This is a genomic window from Nocardia sp. NPDC055050, from assembly GCF_053608345.1.
Genome location: NZ_JBSGVG010000002.1, coordinates 242,421 through 267,344, shown reverse-complemented (window position 1 = coordinate 267,344; position 24,924 = coordinate 242,421). Strand labels below are relative to the sequence as shown.

Sequence of the window (24,924 nt, the reverse complement as noted above, 5' to 3'; positions counted from 1 at the left end):
AGGCCTCCAGGTGCTGCGCGGGGTCGGGCGGTGTCGTCATCGGGCGGTGCCCGGCGGGGTAGGGGAGTGGCGGGTGATCGCCTGGTCATAGATCGCGAGTGTTTGCGCGGCAACGGCCGACCAGCTGAACAGTTCGAGAACGCGGACACGACCCGCCGCGCCGAGGCGCTCGCGCCGGTCGGGATCGTCGAGCAGTTCGCCGAGCACCCGGGTCAGTGCGTCCACATCGCCTGGCTCGACCAGCTCGGCGCACTCGCCGACGACCTCGGGCAGCGCGCCTGCCCGGCTGGCGACCAGCGGTGTCGCGCTGGCCATCGCCTCGACGGCGGGCAGCGAAAACCCCTCGTACATCGACGGAATGCAGGCGATCTCGGCAGAGGCGAGCAACTCGGCGAGCTGCTCGTCGCTCATTCCGCTGACCGGGGTGACGATATCGGCGATACCGAGTTCGGCGATCAGCTTCTCGGTGGGGCCGTTCGATTCCAGCTTCGCGACCAGCCGGAGCTCGACATCGCAGGTATGGCGCAGCCGGGCCACGGCTCTCAGCAGGTGTGCGATGCCCTTGAGCGGCTTGTCGGCACTCGCGACCGCGACGATGCGCCCGCGCACCCGCGGTGTCTCGCGCGGCCGGAACAGGTCGGTGTCCACGCCGAGGGGGACGGTATGCAACTGTCCGGGCCGCACGCCGAAGTCCTGCGCGATATCGGCGGCCGAAGACGAGGACACCGTGATGAGGTCCGGAATCTGCTGTGCCACTTGCTGTTGCATGCCGAGGAAGCCGTACCATCGCCGCACGAACAGCTTGCGCCGCCACGGGGTCGCGGCCAGATCGACCGCGCGGTCGCGAGTGATCGGATGGTGGACGGTCGCCACCAGCGGCAACTGCTCGGCGATGGCGAGCAGACCGTAGCCCAGGCACTGATTGTCGTGCACCACATCGAATTCCGTGGCGCGCGCGGCCAGCAGCTTGGCCACCCGCAAGCTGAACGTGCGCGGTTCGGGGAACCCGGCCGTCCACATGGTGGCGAGCTCGAGCAGGTCGACACGATCCCGGATCTCGCGGGGATGCGGTGTGCGAAACGGGTCTTCGTCGCGGTACAGGTCCAGGCTCGGCACCTCGGTGAGCCGCACCCGCGGGTCGAGATCCTCGGGATAGGGCTGGCCGGAGAACACCTCGACCTGGTGACCGAGATCGACGAGCCCCTGGCTCAGGTACCGGACGTAGACACCCTGCCCGCCGCAATGGGCCTTGCTCCGATATGACAGCAGCGCGATCCGCATCAGTGCACCGTTCCCGACTCGTAGCTGACCTGCCAGTGTTTGATGCCGTTGATCCAACCCGATCGCAGCCGCTGTGGCTCCGAAACCTGGGACAGATCGGGCATCACGTCGGCGATTGCGTTGAAGATCAGCTCGATCTCGAGCCGGGCCAGGTTCGCGCCGACACAGAAGTGCGCGCCGGTACCGCCGAAGCCCAGATGCGGATTGGGGTCGCGTGAGATGTCGAAACGGAACGGGCTCTCGAAGGCATCCTCGTCGAAATTGGCTGAGCTGTAAAACAATCCGACCCGCTGACCGGCACGGATGAGTTGCCCGCCGAGCTCGGTGTCGGCGGTCGCGGTGCGCTGGAACACCGTCACCGGCGTCGCCCAGCGCACGATCTCGTCGGGCGCGGTCCGTGGCCGCTGTCGCTTGTAGAGCTCCCACTGATCCGGATTGTCGATGAACGCCTTCATCCCGTGGGTGATGGCGTTGCGGGTGGTCTCGTTGCCCGCGACCGCGAGCAGGATCACGAAGAACCCGAACTCGTCGGAGCCCAGCGCCTCCCCGTCGAGATCGGCGTGCACGAGCCTGCTGACGATGTCGTCGGCGGGATCGGTGCGGCGCTGCTCGGCCATGTTCCAGGCGTAGCCGAGGATCTCCATCGCCGCGGTGGACGAGGCGTCGGTGGTCGTGGCGTCGCCGTACTCCGGGTCGTCGTAGTTGAGCATCTGATTCGACCAGTCGAACAGCTTGCGGCGGTCCTGCTGGGGGACGCCGACGAGTTCGGCGATGGCTTGCAGCGGAAGCTCACACGCCACCTGTTCGACGAAATCACCACCGCCGGCCGCGCGCGCCGCGGCCACGATCGCGCCCGCTCGTTCGGTCAACGCCGCGCGCAACCCCTCGACCGCGCGCGGCGTGAACCCTTTGGCGATGATGCGCCGGATCTTGGTGTGTTTGGGCGGATCCATGTTCAGCAGCAGGGCACCGGTGAGTTCGATCTGCTCGGGTGTCACCTCGCCGGGCAACCGGATCACCGAGCCCTTTCGCTCGGAGGAGAACAGCTCCGGATTGCGCGAAACCTCCTTGATGTCCTCGTGTTTGGTGATCACCCAGTAGCCGCCGTCGCGGAAGCCGCCCGACTGCGCGTCGGTCTGGGCGTTCCACCACACCGGTGCGGTCCGGCGGAGCTCGGCGAATTCCTGGACGGGGTTGCGGGATTCCCACAGGGCCGGATCGGTGAAATCGAATCCGGCGGGGATGGATGTCGCGGACACAGTGACCTCCGCTCGCGCTCAGCGCTGCCTGCGGCGGTAGCGGACGCGGCAGGGCTGCTGCAACTGCACCACCATCTTCGAATGGTCGTTGCGGTAGGTGTCCGACGGCTGTGCTAGCTCGAACTCCCAGTCCCGCAGCAGAATCGAGAAGATCGCCTTGAGCTGCATGAGCGCGAACGGCGCGCCGACACAGCGGTGCCTGCCCGCGCCGAACGGAATCCAGGTCCAACGGTTGAGGATGTCGTCCTGGCGTGGGTCGAGATAGCGGGCGGGATCGAAGGCGTCCGGGTCGGGGAAGTCCTCCGGAATCCGGTTGGAGACCGCGGGGGTGGCGGCCACCATGTCGCCGGGCTCGATGCGGTGCCCGCACACCTCGAACTCACCGCGCGCCAGGCGCATGAGGATGATCAGCGGCGGATGCAGTCGCAGTGTCTCCTTGAGCGCGGCTTCCAGATTCGGAATCTGGCGCAGCGCATGGTGACTCACGTCGGCACCGTCGGCGTAGAGCTCGTCGAGTTCGGTGACCACCCCGGCCAGTGTCTCGGGGTGGCGCAGCAGTTCGATGATCGTCCAGGCCGCGGTGCCCGAGGTGGTGTGGTGGCCGGCGAACATCATCGAGATGAAGATGCCGGTGATCTCGCTGGCCGAGAACCGCAGCGCCCCGTTCTCGTCCTTCACCGAGATGAGGACATCGAGCATGTCGCGATCGTCTTTGCTGGTGGGCGGATTCGCCTCGCGTTGATCCATGATCGCCTGCACCAGCTCGACCAGCGCCGCGCGCGCCGCGTCACGCCGGACGAAACTCTCGATCGGCGCGTACGGGTCCACGTAGGCCAGGGCGTCGGTGCCCTGCTCGAGCTCGTGATAGAGATGCGCGAAACGTCCGTCGAGCTGATTGCGGAACTTCACCCCGATCAGACACGCCGAAGAGGTGTAGATGGTCAGCTCGGCGAAGAACTCGAGCAGATCGATCTCGCCCTCGTCGTCCCACTGCGCGACCATCTGATCCACTTCACGGGCGATGGTGCCCGCGTGTCCGCGCATGTGATCCGCGCGCAGCGCCTGGTTGTGCAGCATCTCCTTGCGGCGCTCGGGGGGTGCGTCGAACACCACGCCCTCGCCGAAGATCGGCTTCATGAAGGGGTAGGCCGCGCCCTGGTCGAGATCGTCGTCGCCGGCCCGGAAGAAGAATTCGTTGGCCTCGGCGCCGGACAACAGGACGACATCACGTCCGGCGAGCTCGAAGGATCCGACATCGCCGCACTCGGCGCGAACGCGTCGCATCAGGGCGATCGGATCGGTACGGAACTCGGCCAGGTGCCCGTGTTCGTCCTCGCCTCCGGACACGCGCTGCGGTTTGACCAGCGTCATTGGAAAGTCCTTCCCGGAATACTGTCCAGACACTAAATGGACATGTGTCTGGACAGTACTACGGTTTCCGGATGTGCGACAAGGTTCGGACCGAATCCGGCGGACGGTGTGTTCAGCTGTCGGTGGCGGGCGTGGCCAGCAATCGTCGCGCGCAGATCTCGAGCAGATCGGCGACTTGCGCGTAGGACAGCAGGCCCATTCCGCCCTGGAGAAGCGCCCCGGAGTACAGCAATTCGAGCGCGGCCAGGCTCTCTGGATCCTTGGTGCCCAGGGCGTCGCCGAGTCGGTGGCGGATCTCGCGCCCGATGCGCACGCGGAGGTGCCGCACGTCGGGATCATCGCCGAGCATGGCGCTGCTGACCGCCCCGGCCAGGGCGGGTTCATCGGCCACCAGCATCGAGACCTGGCGAAGAACGGCGACCACGCGCGCGGTCTGGTCGGCCTCGCCGGTCGCCAGCGGCGGCATGGCGACCAATCGCCGCCAGAACACCTCGGAGATCAAGTGTTCCTTGGAGGAGAAATAGGTGTAAGCGGTGGCGGTGCCGACACCGGCCGACGCGGCGACGAGCCGGATGGTCGTCCCCGAATAGCCCTCGCGCGACAGCACATCGACGGCGGCGACGGTCAGGCGGTCCACCGTATCGGCCTGCTTTTCGGTCAAGCGTCGTCGAGTTGCTTCGATGCCGGTAGGCGCGATTTCGGACATGTGTCTGGATGGTACTACAGCCTGGTGTACGGACCAATGAACGAGTTATGGCCTTGCGTCTGATCGATAAACCGAACTATATTCCGTACACCTGTCCAGACACGTATCGGAGCCTCGCTATGAACGGCCTCGTCCCCGCCGAAGGCACACCACTGTTGATCGGCGGCAAGTTGATCCCGGGTGGCTCCGGTGTCTTCGCGACCATCAATCCCGCCACCGAGGAGGTGCTCGGCTACGCCGCCGACGCCTCCGGCGCCGACATGGAGGCGGCCATCGCCGCGGCGCGCACCGCCTTCGACGAGACGCAGTGGTCACGCGACCCGAAGTTTCGCGCGCACTGCCTGCGCCAGCTGCGCGATGTACTGGGCGAGCACCTCGAGGAACTGCGGGCGATCACGATCGCCGAGGTCGGCACTCCGGTCATGCTCACCAGCGGGCCGCAACTGGAAGGGCCGATCGCGGACCTGTCCTACGCCGCCGACCTGGCCGAGAACTACACGTGGGAAACCGATCTCGGCACCAGGGACCTGATGGGTATCACCAGCCGCCGGGTGATCAGGCGCGAGGCCGTCGGTGTCGTCGGCGCCATCACGCCGTGGAACTTCCCACACCAGATCAACCTGGCCAAGATCGGGCCCGCGCTGGCCGCGGGCAACACTGTGGTGCTCAAGCCCGCTCCGGACACACCCTGGTGCGCGGCGGTGCTGGGCCCGCTCATCGCCGAGCACACCGACATCCCGGCCGGGGTGATCAATATCGTCACCTCCTCCGATCACGGCCTCGGCGCACAGCTGGTCCTCGATCCGCGGGTCGACATGATCACCTTCACCGGCTCGACCCAGACCGGTCGCTCGGTGATGGTGGGCGCCTCGGCGACGCTCAAGCGCACCTTCCTCGAACTGGGCGGCAAATCCGCTGCGATCGTGCTCGACGACGCCGACATCGCTGCCGCCGCGAGCTACACCGCGTTCACCGTCGCCGTCCACGCGGGCCAGGGGTGCGCCCTCACCACGCGGCTGCTGGTGCCGCGCGAGTCCTACGACGCCGCGGTCACCGCCGCGGCGGGTGCGCTCCGCGGCCTGGCTGCCGGTGACCCGACCAACCCGGGAACCGTCTGCGGCCCCGTGATTTCCGAGCGTCAGCGAGCCCGGGTGGAGCGCTATCTCGAGATCGCCCGCACCGAAGGCGGACGGATCGAGGTCGGCGGCGGCAGGCCCGCGGACAAGGAACGCGGGTACTTCATCGAACCGACGTTGATCAGCGGACTCGACAACACCGCGACCGTCGCGCAGGAGGAGATCTTCGGGCCCGTGCTCGTCGTGATTCCACACGACGGCGACGACGACGCGATCCGGCTGGCCAACGAATCGCCCTACGGCCTGTCGGGTTCGGTGTGGGGCACCGACCCCGACCGGCTCGACCGGGTCGTCTCGGGGGTGCGTACCGGGACCCTGAGCGTCAACGGCGGCCTCTGGTACCACGCGGACGCGCCGTTCGGCGGTTACAAGCAGTCCGGCATCGGCCGGGAGATGGGCGTCGCCGGTTTCGAGGAATACCTCGAAACCAAGCTGATCGCCACCCCCGCCTGACCTCACCGACCCATTCACACTCAGGAGCTGAACACCATGGCACGTTTCACCGGTCGCACCGCGATCGTCACCGGCGCCGCGCAGGGCATCGGCGCGGTCTACGCGAGCGCACTGGCCGCCGAAGGCGCCAATGTCGTTGTCGCCGACCTCAATGCCGAGCGCGGCGAGGAGGTGGCCGAGCAGATCGTCGCCGACGGCGGGGTCGCCGCCTTCCGTCGCGTCGATGTCGCCGATCCCGAATCCGCTGTCGCACTGGCGGAATTCACCGTCGCCGAGTTCGGCGCGATCAACCACCTGGTCAACAACGCGGCCATCTACGGCGAGATGAAGCTCGATCTGCTGCTCACCGTGCCGTGGGACTACTACAAGAAGTTCATGGGCGTGAACTTCGACGGCGCGCTCAATGTGACGCGCGCGGTCTGGCAGCCGATGATCGCGGCAGGCGGCGGCTCGATCGTCAACCAATCATCCACCGCCGCATGGCTGTACTCGGGGTTCTACGGGCTGGCCAAGGTCGGTATCAACGGCCTCACCCAGCAACTCGCCACCGAGCTGGGTGGTTCGCGGATCAGAGTGAACGCCATCGCGCCCGGCCCGATCGATACCGAGGCCACCCAGACCGTGACGCCGGGAAACATGGTCAAGGACATGGTCAAGCGCATCCCGATCAAGCGGATGGGCACCCCGCAGGACCTGGTAGGCGCCTGCCTGTATCTGCTGTCGGACGAGGCGAGCTGGGTGACCGGCCAGATCCTCAACGTCGACGGCGGGCAGATCATCCGATGACGACCGAATCCGTCAGCGCCCCGGTCGGATTCATCGGACTGGGCAATATGGGCGCGCCGATCGCGCGGCGGCTGCTGGACTGGCCGGGCGGGCTCACGGTCTGCGATGTCAGGCCGGAGGTCATCGAGCCGTTCGTCGACGCGGGTGCGCGTGCGGTCGCCGAGCCGGCGCAGGTCGCGACGCACGCGCGGATCATCTGCGTGACGGTCATCGACGATGCGCAGGTGACCGAGGTGCTCACCGGCCCTTCGGGAATTCTGCGTACCGCGGCACCGGGCACGGTGGTCGCCGTGCACTCCACCATCAGTGACCGGACGGCGCAGGAGCTGGCTGCCCGGTGCGCCGAGCACGAGGTCGAATTCGTCGACGCGCCCGTCAGCGGTGGCGCACCCGGCGCGACCCGGGGGAGCCTGGCCGTGATGGTCGGCGGTAGCGCCGCCGCGGTGGACCGGATCCGGCCGCCGTTCGGGTGCTTCTCCGACCTCGTCGTGCACGCCGGTCCGGTCGGCGCGGGAACACGAATGAAGCTGGCGCGCAATCTCCTTCACTTCATCTCGTTCACCGCGGCCACCGAGGCGCAGCGCCTGGCCGAGGCCGCCGGGCTCAGTCTCACCGCACTCGGCAAGGTAGTTCGCCACTCCGACGCGGTGACCGGTGGGCCGGGTGCGATCATGCTGCGCGACACCACCGCGCCGATCGACCCCGACGACTTCTGGTTCCCCATCCTGGGCCATGTGCGCGATCTCGGCGAGAAGGACCTCGCGCTCGCGCTCGACCTCGGCGACCGGCTCGCGGTCGACCTGCCACTGGCGCAACTGGCCCTCGCCCGCCTCGCCGAGGGACTCGGCGTCGCCGAACCCGCGCTCGACAAGGAGATCTCATGACCGCCCACGGAGAAACCCCCGCCGACGTCCGCAAGCGCGGCCTGGCCAAGATGGCCGAGGTCTACGGCTGGGAATTCGAGGACGGCCCCGGCGAGCACTTCGCCGTCACCGCCGACCACCTGTTCGCCGACATCTGGTCGCGGCCGGCCCTGACCGTGCGCGAGCGTCGGCTGCTGCTGCTCGGGGCACTCACCGCGCAGGGCAATGTCGATGTCGCCGAGATCCAGATCGGCGCCGCTCTGCGCAACGGGGAGCTGTCCGAGGAACAGTTGCGGGAGATCGCGCTGTTCCTGTGCCACTATGTCGGCTGGCCCGCGGGGACGAAGCTCGACGGCACCGTCGGCAAGGTGATCGCGCAGGAGCGTCGCAAGAAATGATCGACCCCGTTATCGCCGATCCGCGATCGCTGTAGCGTGCGGACGATGGTTATGCCGAAGAATCAGCCGAAAGGGCTGAACTCGCCGATGACGACCCGGATCATCCGATACGGGTCGCGCGCACAGGCGTGGGTCTATCGCCGCACCAACGGCCGCGTCGGCGGTACCTGGCGCATCGGTGCCGGGTTCCGCAGCCCGGTGCCGACGCTGCTGCTCGAACATCGAGGTCGCAAGTCCGGCAAGATCTTCGCCGCGCCGCTGCTCTATCTCGTCGACGGCGATGACCTGGTCATCGTCGGCTCCCAGGGCGGCCTCGCGAATCATCCGCAGTGGTATCGGAACCTGCTCGCGGATCCGAACGCCCATGTCCGGATCCGCAGCGAGCACTACCCGGTGCTGGCCCGCGTGGCCGACGCCGGCGAGCGTCAGCGCCTGTGGCCGTTGCTGACCGGCCTCTACGCCGATTTCGATGCCTACCAGTCCTGGACCGACCGCGAGATTCCGGTCGTGATCCTGTCGCGCACCTGAGCCCTCAGTCGGCCGCGAGCCGGTCGTCGTAGGCACGACGGGCATCGCGGTCGACATCGATGAAGGTGCGGTGCACGCCCAACCGCCGAGCCATGAACTCACCGAACGGGCGCGGGGTCAGCTTGTTGACCGCGGCGAGAACACCTGCCGTGCGGGTGACCGAGACACGTCGGCGTGGCCGGGCGATCAGGGCGGCGACCGCGGCGGCGACGTCGGCCGGTTCGGCGAGCAACGCACGCGGAGCGCGAGTTCCGGCGATCATCTCGGTGCGGGTGAACGTCGGCAGCACCGCGGAGAACCGCACGCCGGTGCCGCGGTGTTCCAGGCGCATGGTCTCGGTGAAGCTGAGCACCGCCTGCTTGCTCGCGCAGTAGGTGGCCATTCCCGGCGTCGGGTTCTCACCCGCCATCGAGGCCATGTTCACGATGTGGCCGCGGCCGCGGGTGAGCATCGGGGGCAGCGCGAGCTTGGTGCCGAGCAGGACGCCGTAGACATTGATGCCGAGAATCCGGCGGGTGATCTCGTCGGACTCCTCGGTGAACCGGCTGACCGGCATGATGCCCGCGTTGTTGATCAGCACATCGACAGGGCCGCAGGTCTTTTCGACCTCGGCGAGGAAGCTCGCGAACGACGCGGGTTCGGTGACGTCGAGGTGCCGCGCCATGGTCGCGCCTATCTCGGCCCCGGTACTCGCGACCGTGCTCGCATCGATATCGCCGAGGGCGAGAACCGCCCCGGCCCCGGCCAGTTCGCTCGCTACCGCACGTCCGATGCCGCGCGCACCGCCGGTGACAACGACTACTTTGCCTGCGGTGGACGGCGTGTTCGATGCATCAGACATGTGTCCAGATTGTATTCTGGACAGGGTTACGAATCAACCCCGGCCCCCGCGCCGCCATGGTCTGGTTCACCGACGCTGCGGGACTGGCGAGTAACATCCGGACGCATGTCTGAAAGCGATTCCATCAGCCTCGAAGCGACCCGGCGTCGATTGACCGGGAAGCAGGCCGACACCGTCGAACGGCTGACCAGGGCCGCGCTGGTGGTGCTGACACGCGATGGCTTCTCCGGCATGACGATCCGGCTGGTCGCCGCGGAGGCGGGCGTCGCCACCGCGACCGCGTACACCTACTTCTCCTCCAAGGAGCACCTGGTCGCCGAGATCTTCTGGCGGCGCCTGCTGGCCTCGCACTCGCCCGCGATCGAGGACCCCGACCCGACGGTGCGGGTGCTGGCCGAGTTGCGCAACATCGCACTGCTGGTGGCCGAGGAACAAGAGTTGTCCGGTGCGGTCACCGGCGCGCTGCTGGGCTCGGACCCGGATGTCGAACACCTGCGCACCCGCATCGGCATCGAGATCCGCAGCAGGCTCGCGCGCGCACTCGGCCCCGACGCTGACAACGAGGTCATCGAATGGCTCGAGATCATCTACGCGGGCGCGCTGGTGCGGGCGGGCATGGGCTACGAGTCGTACACCGAAATCGCCGACCGCATCGAACGAGCCGCACTGAGGATCCTGCGCACCGCCTGACAATCAGGGTTCGAAGCTCACCAGCATCTGTTCCAGCGCGGCCTGATCGGGACCGACGAACGGCGCGGCCTGCGGCGCCTCGGCAAGCATGTCCCAGTACTGCGACGTGCGTCCCCCCGCGGGCGGAAGATGCGTACTGAGGATCCGTCGCGGGTCGAAGGCGCGCAGCGCCGACACGGTGGCGAGGTATTTGCCCTCGTCCACGACGTGCACCCACGGGCTGTCCACCGCCGCCCAGAGATGCTGTGCCGCGCGAATCGCGGCCGGCGGCGTGTAACCCACATCGTCGGCGGTCGCGAGTTCGGCGCTGGGCAGCGGAGCGCCGAAACAGTCAGAGGTGAAGCATGATTCGCTGCGTTCGTCGTAGAACCCGACAGTGCTCGGATTGTCGAACAACGGTGGGCGAAACGCGGTGAGGCGTCGGTCGCCGACATCGAGGGACTGCCCCGGGTTCAGCAGGTACACGCGATCCATCGGGACCGGTCGAGCGCACGACATGATGCCCAGGCCGGCGAATGTCGTGATCAGCCGGGCGTTCGGGGCGGCATCGAGCAGGTCGAACAGCGATCCGGTGTGGTCGCGATCGGGATGGGTGAGCCAGATCCATTCCACGTCGGCCGGATCCACGATCGAACTCAGGGCCGCCATGAACCCGCGGTCGGGAAGGCTGAGACCGGTGTCGACGACGACAGGTTCCGCCGCGTGCAGAACGTAGGCGTTGACCGGGATATGGCCGATGCCGGGGACCTCCAGTTCATCGGCGAGAACAGTGATGTCGTGCTGGATTCGATTGATACGCATGATGTTTCCTCACTCCTCGACATCGACCCGGATGATCGAGCGCGCGATGGCGGCGAGGTCGTCGGCGGTCGGGTCGTAGCCGCGCGTGACCTTCAGCCCGAGTTCGAAGGGGCTGGCGCCGTCGTCCATCGCCGCTCGCATCGCGGCGCCGACTCGGGCAGGCGCGGCATCGAGGAGCACGGCGTGACCGTGGCGGATCTGCCCGCGATGGGTGATGGTGACGGGCGCGCCGCCGACCAGATTGTGGCGCCATGGTCGCTCGGTGAAGATCAGCGTCTCGTCGTCGACATGGTGCAGGCAGACCGGGATCCGCAGCGTGCGGCCGGTGCGGCGGCCGGTGAATTCGACCATTCCCTGCCGGCGAATGCGACTGCCGAGCAATCGCGTCGCCAAGATTCGCCGCACGACAGGATTGATCAGGCGCATCAATTGCGGTGGTGGCGGACTGAGGCGCACAGGTGTGGTTCCGGTATTCGTCATACACCGAGGCTAGGAATATCCCGGTCGCCGCGACATTCCACAAATCTGGTATTTCCCCTGGTCCGGCCGCGGCCTACCGTTGATCTGTGAGCACGGATGCGAGGCAACGCGCCGCCGACAAGATCGGGCGGTTGTGCCGAGAGCCGCACGATCTGGTGTCGCTGTGGCAGGAGACGACGGAGGTGCTGGCCACCGCCGTCCCGCACTACTGGACGCCGTGCTGGTACACCCTCGATCCCGCGTCGCTGCTGATGACCAGTCATTTCCATCTCGGCCTCGCCGAGTTTCCGCCGCAGTGGCTGGCCGCGGAATACGGCGAGGAACGCCACGGCATCGTCGATGTGGTCAGGTCGGCGACCGGACTGTCGACCTTGCACGAAACCGTCGGCGGCGACCCGTCGAAAAGTGAACGGTGGCAACGCAATATGACGATGGGTGGGGATCAGGAATTGATCGCGCGACTGCGCACCCGATCCGGCGAGGTGTGGGGAGCGCTCGCGCTCTATCGCGAGCCCGGCGCCGCGATGTTCGACGCCACCGAGAAGGAGTTCGTGGCCACCGTGGCGCCGACCCTGGCCGACGGCGTGCGCCGGGCGCTGCTGATCGGGCAGGCAGGCGAACCCGAATACGCGGACTCGCCAGGTCTGCTGGTGCTCAACTCGGCGTGGGAGGTCGAATCGGCCAGTGCCGGGGTGCGGCGCTGGCTGTCGGACCTCCCCGACGGCGACTGGGACCGGGAGAAACTGCCCAGTGCGGTGATCACACTCGCCGCCCGCGCGTTCCGCAACGCGGCGGACGACCGACCCGACGAGGTACTCGTGTCCCGAGCGCTGACCAGGTCGGGAACCTGGGTGGTGTTGCACGGCGCCCGCCTGACCTCGTCAGCACAGACCAGGGTCGCGGTGATCATCGAACCGGCCCACCCCAGCCGCATCTACCCGCTGCTGATGTCGGCCTATGGGCTCACCGAGCGTGAACGCGACGTCACCCGGCTGGTGCTCCAGGGTGCCTCGACCTCGCAGATCGCCCACGACATGACCGTCTCCGCCCACACCGTGCAGCAGCATCTGAAGAGCATTTTCGACAAGACCGGCGTCCACAGCCGGCGAGACCTGGTCGCCAAGGTGTTCTTCACCCACTACGAACCCCGCTTCCGGGACAACGAGCAGCGCGTCACCGCCACCAAACCGATCCGGGGTGGGCCCTGGCCGACGTACTGACCTAGGTGCCGACGGCGGTGGCGAGCAGGACGCGCAATTCTTCGACGACCTCGTCGAGCGCGGTAGTCGAGCGGTGGACACGGCACAGGATCACCGCGCCTTCGACGCTCGCGATCGCCATCGTGGCCAAGCGTTCGGCGCGTGCCGGTGCGACGCCTTCCGCGGCGATCGCGACGGCCAGGGTGTCGTGCCAACGCTGCAGGATGGCGGCGACCTCGGGTCGCAGGTGGCGGTCCTCGGGTGCCCCGCCTACCGCCACCGACACCACCGGACAGCCCGCCTCGAAATCGGACATCAGCAGGATCGCCGTCCAGAACTCGGCGATCCCGGCCAGCACCCCCGCGGCGCCCCGCTCGGCGGCCGCCTCGATGAGGGCGCTGATCGTATCGCCTGCGAGAGTGAGCGATTCGGTCATGATCTGGGCGCGCCCGCCGGGGAAGTGGTGATACACCGAGCCCCGCGGAGCGCTACTGCGGGCGAGTACCGCGTCGACGGTCACGCCCGCCGCGCCGCGTTCGCGCAGCAGTTCGATCGCGCTGCCCAGCATCTTCTGCCGAGTGTTGGTACGAGCTCCCACCGTCAGGCCTCCTTCACCGGCGCCGTCAGCACCTCGATACGGGCGGGAACGTTCTTGTGCCAGGGGCTGCCGAAGAATTTGTCGCGTCGCGACGTCGAGGTCAGCGTATTGAGCGCGACACCGACGACTGCGTCCGCGCCCGGATAGGCGACACCCATGCCGTTGGGGAGTGAAATGTGTCCTGCCTGCATCATCTCGCTGATCTCGATCGACGTGGTCGCCGAACCGGATTCGGTGACCACACGCACCCTATCGCCGGTGCTCAGCGCGAGCCGCTCGGCATCGGCCACCGCGATCCGCAGAGCGCCCTCACGGTCGCGGCGGCGCCAATCCGGGTTGCGGATGATCACGTTCGCCGTGAACGCGCGCCGCTCACCGGCGGACAGGGTGAACGGGTACTCCTCGCTGGTGTAGTCGGGGTCGACCGCGCAGACCGCGCGCAGTTCGTCGAGCAGTTCCGGGATGGCGGCGTGGATCTTGCCGTCGGCGTGCTGGATGTAGCGCCACGCGTCCTCGTAGCGGTCATCGGAGAACAGCACCCCTTCCGGGTGCGCGCGCACAGCCTCGAACAACTCCTCGGCCTGTCCGAACCCGGATCCGGTGAAGCCCGCCCTGGCCACGGCGTCGGGCTGGGAGATCACGCACAGCAGCGCGAATCCCCATGCCAGCGCCAGCGCGGCTTCCCCCTCCGGAAGGCTCGCGCCCAAGGTCCGGTACAGCAGATACGGTGTCAGCCCGGCCAGCTCGGGGCGCGCCTTCAGCGTGGAGAAGAGTGCGAGCGCGAACGCCTCCCGGCTCACCCGCGCCGCCGCGGCCAGCTCCGCCAGCAGCCGGGGCTCGACCACGCCGAGACGGTCGATCACCGCACCGTAGATCTCGGGTTCGGGACGGGTGCCCGGCAACGGCGCCATCAACGGCGCGCGCACCTGAAAGCTGTTGTGCGGAAAGTGCAGCGTGAACAGCGACGCCTCGTACTTCTCGAACTGGCTCGCCGCGGGCAGCACATAGTCGGCCTGGCGAGCGGTCTCGGTCATCGCCACATCGACGACCACCGACAGCTCCAGCGACCGCATCGCCGCCACGAATCGCGCCGAATCCGCCAGCGAGTGCGCGGGATTCGACGAATCGATCCACATAGCCCGCAACCGGTCGGGGTGGTCGGTGAGGATCTCGTCGGCGATGGAGTTGCACGGGATCAGGCCGTTGAGAATCCGGGCCCCGGAAACCGGTGTGCGCGTGGGGCTGTCGGCCATGCTCAGCTTGTCCGCGATCGTGCGGGCGATCGGCACCGCCACAGCGTCGAAGAACACGTCGAGCGTGGTGCTCGCCGTCAGCCCGGCCACATTCCGCGAGATCGCGCCACGCCCAGCGGTCGCGGCGATCAACCGGCGCGCGGGCGTGGCACCGTAGCGCATCGCCACGGTCGCGACGCCGCGCCGCACGCGCTGTGCCCTACCCGCCCCGGCCGCCCTCGGGATGGCGTGCCAGCGGCCGGCGAGCGGGAACATCCATGAATGAATATGGACCCCGCCGGGTTTGGCGAAGTTGCCGGTCAGGATCCACATCATCTTGTTCAGGTAGGCGACCAGGGTGCTGTTGGGGGACTGCTGCACGCCGAGGTCCTCATAGGTGGCGACGCTCTTCGCGGCGGCGATCCGGCGCGCGACGGTGCGGATCAGCGTCTCGTCGAGACCGCAGCGGTGCGCGTTCGCGCTGATGTCGACCGCCCGCAACGCTCGCAACACCGGTTCGGCACCGGTCGTGTGTTCGGCCAGCCACCCCTCGTTGTGCAGGTTCTCCTGCACCAGCGTCGCCGCGATCGCCGACACGCACCAGGCGTCGGTGCCCGGCTTGACCTGCAGGTGATAGTCGGCCAGCGCCGCGGTCTCGCTGACGCGCGGGTCGATGACGATCATCGTCCGGTTCGGATCCCGCGCGATCTCGCGCAGTACCGGCCGCGCCTGCGCGATGCCGTGGGACTGCCAGGGGTTCTTGCCGACGAAGATCGCGACCTCGGTGTGCTCGAAATCGCCGGTGGTGTGATTGCCGTAGAGCTGGGAATCGACCCAGGATTCGCCGGTCTTCTCCTGCGCCAACGCATTCGACATATACCGGCCACCGACTGCGTGATACAGCGCCCGGCCGTAGGCGCCACCGAGGTGATTGCCCTGCCCGCCCCCGCCGTAGAAGAAGATCGACTCGCCACCGTGCGCGTCACGAACCCCGGCGAGCTTGGCGGCGATCTCGTCGAGCGCGGTATCCCAGTCGATCGGCTCGTACGTACCGTCGGCGGTGCGCCGCAACGGAGTGTCGATGCGGTGCGCGCCCGCCTGGTACTTGTCGAGGCGCAGCGGCTTCTCACACGTGTAGCCCGCCGACCCCGGATGTTGTTTGTCGCCACGAATCTTCACCAGGTTGCGGCCATCTGTCTGGATCTCGAGACCGCAGTTGCATTCACAGAGAATGCAGGCCGTCTTGCGCCACTGCGCGGTCTCGGCGGTGTTGTCATCGGATTCCGGGCTGGTCAGACGCATGCTATGCAGTATTGCATAGAACAGGTCATCGGCGCGGGCTGCTGGCAATCAATACGGTCGATGACCTGGTCTTCCGCGTCGGCCGACACGAATCGGCGGTCGTTACGCCGAACAGCCCGGTGGTGGAGATTTTGTGACGAGCGCCGCAAGTTTGCTAGGACTATTGCCGGGAACACAGTCCGCGTCTCATGATGGTCTTCTGACCAACTTGATGCCGAGGGACTGCTGTGACGCACTTCGCTGCCCGCCTCAACGAACTCTTCGACAACCCCTCGGGTCCGGACGTGCGTCAGTGCACAAACCGTCAAGTGGCGCGCATGCTCCAGGCGGCCGGTCACAGCATTTCCGCACCGTATCTGTCCCAGCTACGGTCCGGGAATCGCGAGAATCCCTCGGCGAAAACTGTTTCGGCGCTGGCCGAGTACTTCCAGGTCACGCCCGATTACTTCTTCCTCACCCCGCATCACGGCGTCGACGACCACACACTCATCCGAGCCCTCGAACTCGAGGAACCGCGCGCCCTGCTGCTGCGTGCTGTCGGCTTGTCGAGCGAGGCCATGGACATCCTCGTCGCGATGGCCGAGCGTCTCCGCGTCAGTGACCGATTGCTCGCCATTTGCCTCGACGATTGACCTAACGGTCCGCGCACTGGATCACCGCAACCGCTCGTCCGAAGATCTTCCTGCCGTCCTGTGTGGCGGTGACCGCGATCGTCGCGGTCTTGCGGTCTGCGTCGACCGCCTTCACTCTGCCGGTGTATTCGACGATCGCTCCGCTGTCGCCGACATAGACCGGGCTGGTCAATCGCACCGCGTATTCGGTCACCACACCGGGACCGCCCGCCCATGAGGTCACGTACCCTGCGCCGATCCCGATCATCAGCATGCCCTGTGCGACAGGCGATTCCAGATTCACCGACGCCGCCGCCTCCTTGCTCCAGTGGATGGGGTTCGGGTCGCCGGCCACGCCCGCGTAGTTGACCAGGTCGCCCAGCGTCACAGCCACGATCCTGGGCGGGAGCTCGTCGCCGACAGCGACGGTGCTGAACGGCACCATATTCCGGCCCGGGTCCGCGGTCGGTGCCGGGCGCGGTGGCTCGGCACGCTCGGCTGTGTGGTGTTGTCGCGGAATCGACGAGCCATGACGGAAGTTCTGCATCAGCAGTCGGTCGCATATTCGCGCGGCGGCGAAATTCACCTCCCGCCGGCCGACGAAGGACGTGCGGGTGGTGACGACTTCCTTGCCGTACTGGTCGGTGACCGCACACTTGAATCCGAAGATGTCGCCCCCGAACGCCTTACGGCGCGATTCGAGTCCGACCTCGAAGCGCAACGAATCGCCCGCGAGGATCGGCCTGTTGACGATGAGGCCGTGGTCGGTCTGCATGATCTGGCTCAGGTCATAACCTTCGGCCACACGATCGAACATCTCGATCTGGGCCAGAAACGCGGGGATCGAGACGAAGGTCAACGGCGCGACCAGGCCACCGTAACCGTGGTCTTCAGCCGCTTGCTCGCAGCGGTGAGCGGGATGATCATCCTGAACCGCACGGGCGAACTCCCGGATCTTCTCGCGCCCGACGACATAGCAGTCGCCGGTTCGATAGGACTGCCCAACCGTCGTCGCGGAGGCGACCGAATCGGCGGGTGAATCGAGCAACCTGGAGTCGTCTGGAGTTGTCCGCACACTCAGCAAAGTAACCAATAGTTAGCCGCGCGAGCGATATTTGCTGTTCTCAGAGTGTCGCGGTCTGATCGATCTGCTCGCGCAAGATGTCGCCGTGCCCTGCGTGGCGGGCGAATTCCTCGATCATGGCGAGCAGAGTCCACCGCATGCTGACAGTCCCCTCACGGGGATTGTGCTTGGTGTCGTCCAGGTCGAACCGGGCGGCGATCGCCCGTGATCGGCTGCTCGCACGCTCGAACTCCGCGATGACATCGGCCAGCGACTCGTCGTCGGCCACGGCGAACGTGCCCTCGTCGCGTTGCGAGTACCCGTCGCATTCGGCTTCGTCGAGCCCCGCCCAGAACCGCTGGAACCAGATCCGCTCCGCGGCGGCGGCATGTTTGATTAAGGAAATCGGTGTCGTCAGCGACGCGACAAGCCGTCGCCGAGCGTCGGCGTCGGACAACCCGCGTGCGGTCGCGATGAGCGCTTCACGGTTGCGATCGAGTGTGTTCTCGATGATCGTTCGCTCGGCGCCGGTAGTAATTATGTTGGTAACCATGGACTTTCGCTCCATTCTCTTGCTGATCGAAGGCTCGGGGGTGTCTGGCAGTCGGCAGGGCACGGCTCGGTGGGCTTAACACGGCCAGTGACGGAGGCGAACCAGGGGAGGGGAAATCTGATGTGTTTCGTCGCGGAACGCGCGCTGACCAAGGCGATGCGGGTCGATCTTCACCGCAGCCGATACCGGTCGAGCGCCGAAGAGCTCGACGCCGCCTGCCGTCAGTCTGTCATGTCACTGGGGTTTCTGTGGGATTCGGCCAAACCACATCAAATCCCGGGACACAAGAAAACCCCCTCCGATCCAGGTCAGAGGGGGTTTTCGCTGTCGGGCTGACAGGATTTGAACCTGCGACCACCTGGCGTGCGTTCCAGTTTTCCAGAACCTACTCATCAGAGCCCAATAGTGCTCAGCACTAGTCCTTTTCGCGAAACCACTCTTCTCAACGATTCGCATGAATTCGCGTTGATTCCGGTCAAAACTGTGGAGTTTCTGTGGGGTGGTTCCAGCTCGCTCTTGCACGGTATAGCCGCACCGACTTCGGCCAGAGGAGACCGACGCCGGAGACCCGCTCGCGCCTATTCCGGCGACCGCTATGACGCGCTCGACCGCGCCTGATCCAGCTCACCACCGACCTCAGCCTCGATCTTTCGTCGGGCTGACGTGCCGGCCCGACGGGTCTCGGATTGCCGATTCGATCGTAGAATTCCGGATCTACCTCGGCCGAAGGGAAGGTTCGTCGGTGCTCAGCCAGGCTGCAACCGGGCATCGGTGGTGGTGAGCAACTCGGTCCATGGTGCGTGCCGGGTCAGATAAGGCGAAACGAGTAGTCGGCTACCCATGCGCTGGATTCACCTCGACCACCAAAATTGATTCGAGTTCGCACTGTGACTCGCACTGTGAAAGGAGTGGTCAGCATGGCGGATCTCCGGGTCGATCAGACGTTGAACGCGGTCGCTCAGACCGTCGAGGATGCGGGGGGAAACAGCAGCGTACTTGCGCTCTCATCGACGGCAGTCGGTATCGGAACGACGTCACCAGAAGCGCTGCTGCAGGTTGCTGGGAACGTGCGGCTGGAGAAAAACGGCTCCCCGAAGCTGGGGATCCGGTCACGGGGAAACGGCACCCAGCACTACAGCCTGCGGGCAACCAACGATGCCGACGCCGCCGGCGGCCGACGCTTCGTGATCCGCAACGAAAGCGAGCAGCGAGATGACCTTATCCTCGACAGCGTCGGCAACATCCAGACCCCCGGGGACGTGCGGCTCGAAAGGAATGGCTCCCCGAAGCTGGGGATCCGGTCACGAGGAAACGGCACCCAGCACTACAGCCTGCGGGCAACCAACGATGCCGACGCCGCCGGCGGCCGACGCTTCGTGATCCGCAACGAAAGCGAGCAGCGAGATGACCTTATCCTCGATAACGTCGGAGATGTCCGGCTCAGTGGGGATCTCCAGCTCGACCGGCGGCTAGCGATTCAGCCGCGTGGGCTCGGAGTGCAGAACTACAGCCTGCGTGCCACAGACCTTGCAGATACCGCCGGGGCCGGTTGCTTTGTGATCCGGAACGAGAGCGACGGGCGAGATGACCTTGTTCTCGACAGCGTCGGCAACATCCAGACCCCCGGGGACGTGCGGCTCGAAAGGAATGGCTCCCCGAAGCTGGGGATCCGGTCACGGGGAAACGGCACCCAGCACTACAGCCTGCGGGCAACCAACGATGCCGACGCCGCCGGCGGCCGACGCTTCGTGATCCGCAACGAAAGCGCGCGGCGAGATGACCTCGTCCTCGACAACGCCGGGAACATCCAGATCGCCGGGGACATCATTCTGCAGAATGCCGACTGCGCCGAGGACTTTCAGGCCGAGGATCCTGGAGCCAGCGAGCCAGGGACGATCATGGTGGTCGGAGACGACCTGCAGCTCCGCGTGAGCGACGCGCCGTACGACACGTGTGTAGCGGGCGTCGTCGCCGGCGCCGGCGACCTTCGGCCCGGGATCGTACTGGGCCGCAGCACCGCAGCCACCGCTGGCGTGCCGATCGCGTTGATCGGGCGCATCATGTGCAAGGTCGACGCCGATGCCGGGGCGATCCGGGTCGGCGACCTCCTCACAAGCTCGGCCGTTCCAGGTCATGCGATGCGGGCTACCGATCCGCAGCGCGCGTTCGGCGCCGTCATAGGCAAGGCGCTGGGCACGCTGGCGTCCGGCCGAGGCCTGATTCCCATGCTCGTTGCGCTGCAGTAGGCAAGGCTGAAGGTTAGGTGCATGGCCATGCTGAGCGTCGCGGGTGTCGCCTCCGGAACCGGTGCGAACAGGCGTGGTCTGCTCCTAAATGCAGGAATCAGACAACCTTCGGACGCCGGTCGCCTTGACGGTGAACGCGTGGACCTGGCTGACGCCACAGCGCCACCCATCGAGGTCGGCGATCTTCATCGGCGAAGGGAACAGCAGATGAAGCCCCACCTCCCGAAACAGCATCAGCGAGGAAGAGAAGAGGAGTACATGATGCTAAGCCTGCGTGATGTGGCACGACGGTGCCTGGGCGTCACCGGATCGATGTCGGTGAATCGCGACGTCTTCGGCTACATCTTCCGCGATACCGACGGGTCGCTGTTCGGTCAGCTTCAGGTCGGCGACATCCTGCCCGGCTCGGGCACGGCCACGAATCGTTCACTCCAACGGCACCTGCAGACCATCAACGGCAGCGCCTTTGACCTGGTGCCCATCTTCGTAGGCCACCAGAACGACTTCTCGGGCACCTTCACGCCCGACCAGGCCACATGGGTCCAGTACGCCATCCAGATCGCACGAGATATCTACGCCCAGCGAAACGTGGGGATCCGGCGCATCAAGTGGCAGTTCATTCCCGATACGACAATGAGGCCGAGCGTCTACGCCGACATCAAAGACCGGGCTGAGGCCCAGAATCTGACCGACGACTTCTCCGGCCCGCCTGGGGGGATCGACGTCTTCTTCGTACAGTCCATCGGCGACGCGGATGGCTGGTCGAACGTGGACGGGCCATGCGACAAGGATTCCAGTGATGGCTTTACTGGAGCGGTCCTCGAGGTCTCGGGATCGCGACGCTTCACCGGTATCTTGCTCGGCCACGAGGTCGGACACTATCTCGGGCTCGGTACCGGCACATCGGCCACGAACGTGATGGGCGTCGATATCAACCCTCCCGACGGGATCGACGAAATCGGCGTCAACAGCACCGGTCTGACCGCTGCGCAGGGGACGACCATGCGCAGCCACTGCTCCGTCGATGTGAGCCCGTCCGATTAGGGACCTAGGAGAAACAATGCCTTCAGTGAACGTCGGGTCGCTCACCCCCGCAATTCGTGAGCTTGTAATGGGCGAACCGTCCGGGCGGCACCGCGTTCGCTCCCTCAGCGATGCCGAACTCCAACTACTCATTGCCGCTGCCCGTGACGAGCAGGGCGTCGACGTTGCCCTTAGCCGCCACCGGGCCTTGGGCGTGCTCGCCGCCGTGGCCAGTGCAGACGTTGTCCTCCCGGTGCTAGAGGAGGTCGCCGGTGATCGCTCCGCCAGGCGAACCGATCGCGTCACCGCCCTTCGGGGTCTCGGCAGAGTCGCCACCCCCGCTGCAGAAGAACTGCTCCTCGGGCACATCGCCGATGCGGACTCCGCCGTGCGTCGGGAGGCGTTCGCCGCCCTCGGCACCTTCGCCGGCACGTCGGCGCTGAACACGCTTATGGCCCTCGATGAGACTGGTGACGACGCGTCACAACGTCAATTGACCCTGACCCGGGCGATGATCGCGCATCGGGAGGGAGCAGATGGGCCGTTCCTCCCCGACGTCAGCGGGAGTCGCCCAGGCGCCCGAGGAGACGATGACACGCGTGAGGTGAGCCTCGAGTTGAAGTCGACGGAGGACACGACCGAGTACGCTGAGCGATTTCGCGGACCAACGTTCGGCATCGACCTCGCCGATCGGGCATACGGACTCCGTTGCGGCCGGGCCGAGTGGTCGGTCTTCGTGAACCGTGATCTCGGCAGCTCGTTCTCGGCGCGGGAACGGATGCTCGAGCGGCCGTGGATCGCCGCTCTGATGGCCCGCTGGGCGCTTCCCGCTCTGGCCATGACCACGCAGTACATGGTGATGACCCGCCCAGTGGGGCTGTCGGTGAGGGTCGATGTGGTGAGGTCCGACGGAGAAATCGCGTACACAGGCTCCGCTGAGCTTGTAGGCGAGGAGCTTGCCTTCTCGGTGACTGACGTCGACCGCCCACAAACCGTGCCCACCACACTCTCTGGGGCCATTGAACCCGACGGCGTTCGGCTCGACGTTGCGGCGGTATCGACCAAGCGGGTTGGGAAGCGCCAGACACAACTAGCGAGACCAGACCCGGACTGACGCCCTGTTTAGCGGGTGCCCCAAAGTTGGTCGAAGCGGTCGTCGACCGTGGCCGCCTCACTCTCGTACTTATCCAAAGCCGTCGACCTCAGCCATACAGCATTCTCCGCCGATGCCACGTATTCGAGGCAACGTCCACCGGCAGGGCCATGTTTTCAGCAGGACTGGGAACCTAGGTACCGGGCTCCCCAGTTCACACGAGATGACTTGCGTCGCAGGTGCCCTCGGTACGCGCAATGACCTACCGTACGGACCTGGTGCGGCATAACGCATCTGCCTCACTTTGAACCCGGCTGCAGACAGTGCGAGCTCTCCGCAGCGGCACGAGACCGATCCATTGACCTGTCGCGCCCCCGCTGTCACGATCAGCCCCGGTACCAGCGCCGGACTGGCCAGTCCGGCGCGGTTGCGTCGACAGACCACCGGCTCCATCGCCTGACTTGGCCGACAAGAACCGCAAAGGCCGAGTCCTCATCCATGGCTTCGACGGTAGCGTCATCAATTATTGGAGCCTGCGGTCGTGGCGGCACCGTGACACCGAGCGCGATCTGATCACCCGGTCGTTCGAAAACCGTTCTGTCAGCTGCGGCGACGATTTCACGATTGATGTCGGCGGTCTCGTCGCTGGTGAGGGTGAAGGACCCTCTGTGGTGGAGGTCAGGCCGTAACATGACGAGCAGATGGTGGGCGTCAACGGGATACAGAACGACCGCGCTCAGCCCTGCGAGCCATCTCGTTCTCGGATGTGGCGGGCCAGCAAGAGCCACTACAGGGTCGTCACAAGTTGCCAGGGGATTCGTCGAGCGATACACCGCCCACCGGCGCCGGTAGAGCGAATTGGCGTGCGTTCGCTGTACATCGGAAAACATGAGGTGAATCGCCTCATGCTTGGGATCCTCGAACTGAGGTCGCATGCGTTCTTCGAGTTGGGCCTCAGTCGCCTGCGGCATGATTTCGCGCAGATACCGACGCTTCCCAGCCGCAGGGCCCTTGATCAGCATCAAATACCGCTCTCGCGCGGCGGGAGTACGGCTTATCTGAAATCCCAGAAACACGGAAAGGTCCGCCTTCAGCTCGCCTATTGGGAGCTTGCCAGCCCCGATCTCGGCGAGTTCGTTGAGTCGCTGAGCACAGACGCCTTCGATCCGAGACAGATGCTTCTCCACCCATCTAAGTGGCAGGTCCATCGTCTGACCGCTCACAGGAAGGGTGTACAAATTCTTCCTGGTCGCCACCTCGACTGGCCTCTGTGGAACGTAAGCAGTTCGAGTATCGACCTGAACAGGCTGAACCAGGCCATCGACTGCCCATCTGTCCAGGTAGAACTTTGGAACGAAGTGTTGCTTTCTTCCTCGTTCATCGATGGCCAGTCTTCTCGACTCGGCCACGAACTCGTCTCCCAGCCATGGATGTTCGAACGGTGCCGCGGTGGCCTTGACTATGGCATTGATAAGGGCCCTGTCGGAGGTGCGCGTCATGGCGATAAGCGTAGGCCGCAGCCTTCGCCTCGGTTGTCCAGATTCTCCCAGGCGGTCTCTGCAGCATGGCCGCCGACATCTCCTCCAAGCGCGTCACAACCGGTCCTCGAGGCCTGAACTGTCACTACCGCACTGGGACTAGGCAGAGACCTCGCGACTGGAAATTGGTTGTGATGCGGGTAGGAGCAGAGGTCAGACCGAGCCGGGCCAAGCATCCCAGAACCCGTCCCGAACTGCTCATACCGCCCAAATAAGGGGAATCGAACCCCTGACCTTCTCGGTGCAGAGTTCGACTTTCACGCCCGAGCAGTCTGACCAATCGACGACAACCCGACCGTCCATGCCGTGCTTGGTCAAGTCGATTGTTCACGAATTCGGACCCGGGCAAGCGCTCGGCGACCTCGCGCCGTGACGCTGGCGACTCGAAACCCGCGCTCGCTCTGATGGATCCATACCAATTCGAGTCGGACAAGCTCATCGAGATGACGACCACACCGGTACTGCGCTCCAGTCGTCGGACCAGATGCGAGTTCCCTGAGCACTCGATACACCTCGATTTGCTTGTACATCGCAATAGCAGACAACAGTTGACGCATCCGCCTGCGGCGTTGGAGAAGTGCTGTCATGCTCGCTCCCCGAGGAGTGCCGCGCTCCATCAGCGACTCCGGCCCAGCAGAACCCTGAGCGCCTTTACTGCCGTCTCACGGCGCTTGCTGTCACGATGAAGGACCGCACCGGTAGTGGCGAGCAGAATAGCTGCAGGAACCGGAAGTGCGACCAGGCTGAGCCCAATGGTCGCCGCGAACGCGCTAGTCATGGATTCAATCTGCAATTTATGCGCCGATCAGCGCAAGCGCAACCGCCCCCGCTGGAATGTCCATCCAGTTGGCGACGCGGAGCGCCTGGTCAGCC

The 24,924-nt window shown here is 66.0% G+C and carries 23 protein-coding genes; 11 read left to right on the top strand and 12 right to left on the bottom strand.

Going from position 1 to position 24,924, the window contains the following annotated elements:
- Positions 1 to 36 precede the first annotated feature (36 nt).
- From ACWGCN_RS03805 to ACWGCN_RS03790, 4 genes are all read right to left on the bottom strand, one after another.
- Positions 37 to 1,281 carry a glycosyltransferase family 4 protein gene (locus tag ACWGCN_RS03805; protein ID WP_452457422.1) on the bottom strand — a complete coding sequence of 415 codons (1,245 nt, stop codon included), beginning with the start codon at positions 1,279 to 1,281 and terminating at the stop codon, positions 37 to 39.
- Positions 1,281 to 2,540, bottom strand: coding sequence for a cytochrome P450 (locus tag ACWGCN_RS03800; RefSeq protein ID WP_387446584.1), 1,260 nt, complete (start codon positions 2,538 to 2,540; stop codon positions 1,281 to 1,283). The genes ACWGCN_RS03805 and ACWGCN_RS03800 overlap by 1 nt, the downstream gene beginning before the upstream one ends.
- An 18-nt stretch (positions 2,541 to 2,558) precedes the next feature.
- A complete protein-coding gene (locus ACWGCN_RS03795) occupies positions 2,559 to 3,911 on the bottom strand; it encodes a cytochrome P450 (protein WP_378630323.1) in 1,353 nt (450 codons plus the stop codon).
- Between the two features lie 112 nt (positions 3,912 to 4,023).
- The gene (locus ACWGCN_RS03790) at positions 4,024 to 4,617 is read right to left on the bottom strand and encodes a TetR/AcrR family transcriptional regulator (protein ID WP_378992731.1); all 594 of its coding nucleotides are present in this window, start codon (positions 4,615 to 4,617) and stop codon (positions 4,024 to 4,026) included.
- A gap of 119 nt (positions 4,618 to 4,736) precedes the next feature.
- Here ACWGCN_RS03790 and ACWGCN_RS03785 point away from each other — a divergent pair, with 119 nt between their 5' ends.
- The 5 genes from ACWGCN_RS03785 to ACWGCN_RS03765 are packed head-to-tail and all read left to right on the top strand — an operon-like array spanning position 4,737 to position 8,781.
- Entirely contained in the window at positions 4,737 to 6,206 is a 1,470-nt protein-coding gene (locus ACWGCN_RS03785) for an aldehyde dehydrogenase (protein WP_452457421.1), read from the top strand.
- 36 nt (positions 6,207 to 6,242) lie between these two features.
- On the top strand, positions 6,243 to 6,992 hold the full coding sequence (locus ACWGCN_RS03780) for an SDR family oxidoreductase (protein ID WP_378992734.1): 750 nt from the start codon (positions 6,243 to 6,245) through the stop codon (positions 6,990 to 6,992).
- On the top strand, positions 6,989 to 7,876 hold the full coding sequence (locus ACWGCN_RS03775; RefSeq protein ID WP_452457420.1) for an NAD(P)-dependent oxidoreductase: 888 nt from the start codon (positions 6,989 to 6,991) through the stop codon (positions 7,874 to 7,876). Before ACWGCN_RS03780 ends, ACWGCN_RS03775 begins: the two co-directional genes overlap by 4 nt.
- Positions 7,873 to 8,253, top strand: a complete 381-nt coding sequence (locus ACWGCN_RS03770; protein ID WP_378992738.1) for a carboxymuconolactone decarboxylase family protein — start codon at positions 7,873 to 7,875, stop codon at positions 8,251 to 8,253. The genes ACWGCN_RS03775 and ACWGCN_RS03770 overlap by 4 nt, the downstream gene beginning before the upstream one ends.
- Positions 8,254 to 8,304: 51 nt before the next feature.
- Positions 8,305 to 8,781, top strand: a complete 477-nt coding sequence (locus ACWGCN_RS03765) for a nitroreductase family deazaflavin-dependent oxidoreductase (RefSeq protein WP_387447009.1) — start codon at positions 8,305 to 8,307, stop codon at positions 8,779 to 8,781.
- A 4-nt stretch (positions 8,782 to 8,785) separates the two neighbouring features.
- On the opposite strand, the gene ACWGCN_RS03760 is transcribed toward ACWGCN_RS03765, so the two are convergent.
- On the bottom strand, positions 8,786 to 9,622 hold the full coding sequence (locus ACWGCN_RS03760; protein WP_452457419.1) for an SDR family oxidoreductase: 837 nt from the start codon (positions 9,620 to 9,622) through the stop codon (positions 8,786 to 8,788).
- A 105-nt stretch (positions 9,623 to 9,727) separates the two neighbouring features.
- Between ACWGCN_RS03760 and ACWGCN_RS03755 the strand changes: the two genes are divergently transcribed.
- On the top strand, positions 9,728 to 10,312 hold the full coding sequence (locus ACWGCN_RS03755) for a TetR/AcrR family transcriptional regulator (RefSeq protein WP_452457418.1): 585 nt from the start codon (positions 9,728 to 9,730) through the stop codon (positions 10,310 to 10,312).
- Positions 10,313 to 10,315: 3 nt separating this feature from the next.
- Here ACWGCN_RS03755 and ACWGCN_RS03750 read toward each other — a convergent pair whose 3' ends face one another.
- On the bottom strand, positions 10,316 to 11,113 hold the full coding sequence (locus ACWGCN_RS03750; RefSeq protein WP_449971179.1) for an MBL fold metallo-hydrolase: 798 nt from the start codon (positions 11,111 to 11,113) through the stop codon (positions 10,316 to 10,318).
- Positions 11,114 to 11,122: 9 nt separating this feature from the next.
- Complete coding sequence (locus ACWGCN_RS03745; protein ID WP_452457417.1) at positions 11,123 to 11,593, bottom strand: grhN; 471 nt, start codon at positions 11,591 to 11,593, stop codon at positions 11,123 to 11,125.
- Between the two features lie 86 nt (positions 11,594 to 11,679).
- On the opposite strand from ACWGCN_RS03745, the gene ACWGCN_RS03740 reads away from it, so the two are divergent.
- Positions 11,680 to 12,813 carry a LuxR C-terminal-related transcriptional regulator gene (locus tag ACWGCN_RS03740; protein WP_452457416.1) on the top strand — a complete coding sequence of 378 codons (1,134 nt, stop codon included), beginning with the start codon at positions 11,680 to 11,682 and terminating at the stop codon, positions 12,811 to 12,813.
- Position 12,814: 1 nt separating this feature from the next.
- On the opposite strand, the gene ACWGCN_RS03735 is transcribed toward ACWGCN_RS03740, so the two are convergent.
- Positions 12,815 to 13,390, bottom strand: coding sequence for a TetR/AcrR family transcriptional regulator (locus ACWGCN_RS03735; RefSeq protein ID WP_452457415.1), 576 nt, complete (start codon positions 13,388 to 13,390; stop codon positions 12,815 to 12,817).
- Positions 13,391 to 13,392: 2 nt separating this feature from the next.
- Complete coding sequence (locus ACWGCN_RS03730) at positions 13,393 to 15,924, bottom strand: molybdopterin-dependent oxidoreductase (RefSeq protein ID WP_452457414.1); 2,532 nt, start codon at positions 15,922 to 15,924, stop codon at positions 13,393 to 13,395.
- A gap of 227 nt (positions 15,925 to 16,151) precedes the next feature.
- Between ACWGCN_RS03730 and ACWGCN_RS03725 the strand changes: the two genes are divergently transcribed.
- Positions 16,152 to 16,556: a helix-turn-helix domain-containing protein gene (locus ACWGCN_RS03725; RefSeq protein ID WP_378992752.1), complete on the top strand. Its 405-nt coding sequence runs from the start codon at positions 16,152 to 16,154 to the stop codon at positions 16,554 to 16,556.
- A 1-nt stretch (position 16,557) separates the two neighbouring features.
- Here the strand turns inward: ACWGCN_RS03725 and ACWGCN_RS03720 are convergent, their stop codons facing one another.
- Together ACWGCN_RS03720 and ACWGCN_RS03715 are read right to left on the bottom strand one after the other, a co-directional pair.
- On the bottom strand, positions 16,558 to 17,610 hold the full coding sequence (locus ACWGCN_RS03720) for a fused (3R)-hydroxyacyl-ACP dehydratase subunits HadA/HadB (protein ID WP_452457413.1): 1,053 nt from the start codon (positions 17,608 to 17,610) through the stop codon (positions 16,558 to 16,560).
- Positions 17,611 to 17,659: 49 nt separating this feature from the next.
- The gene (locus ACWGCN_RS03715) at positions 17,660 to 18,151 is read right to left on the bottom strand and encodes a DinB family protein (protein ID WP_452457412.1); all 492 of its coding nucleotides are present in this window, start codon (positions 18,149 to 18,151) and stop codon (positions 17,660 to 17,662) included.
- 917 nt (positions 18,152 to 19,068) lie between these two features.
- Between ACWGCN_RS03715 and ACWGCN_RS03710 the strand changes: the two genes are divergently transcribed.
- The 3 genes from ACWGCN_RS03710 to ACWGCN_RS03700 are packed head-to-tail and all read left to right on the top strand — an operon-like array spanning position 19,069 to position 22,534.
- Complete coding sequence (locus ACWGCN_RS03710; RefSeq protein WP_452528957.1) at positions 19,069 to 20,397, top strand: hypothetical protein; 1,329 nt, start codon at positions 19,069 to 19,071, stop codon at positions 20,395 to 20,397.
- Positions 20,398 to 20,418: 21 nt separating this feature from the next.
- The gene (locus tag ACWGCN_RS03705; protein ID WP_452457410.1) at positions 20,419 to 21,441 is read left to right on the top strand and encodes a hypothetical protein; all 1,023 of its coding nucleotides are present in this window, start codon (positions 20,419 to 20,421) and stop codon (positions 21,439 to 21,441) included.
- 16 nt (positions 21,442 to 21,457) lie between these two features.
- A complete protein-coding gene (locus ACWGCN_RS03700) occupies positions 21,458 to 22,534 on the top strand; it encodes a HEAT repeat domain-containing protein (RefSeq protein ID WP_452457409.1) in 1,077 nt (358 codons plus the stop codon).
- Between the two features lie 365 nt (positions 22,535 to 22,899).
- On the opposite strand, the gene ACWGCN_RS03695 is transcribed toward ACWGCN_RS03700, so the two are convergent.
- Positions 22,900 to 24,012 (bottom strand): DUF4238 domain-containing protein, encoded by a 1,113-nt coding sequence (locus ACWGCN_RS03695; protein ID WP_452457408.1) that lies wholly within the window; start codon positions 24,010 to 24,012, stop codon positions 22,900 to 22,902.
- Between the last annotated feature and the right edge of the window lie 912 nt (positions 24,013 to 24,924).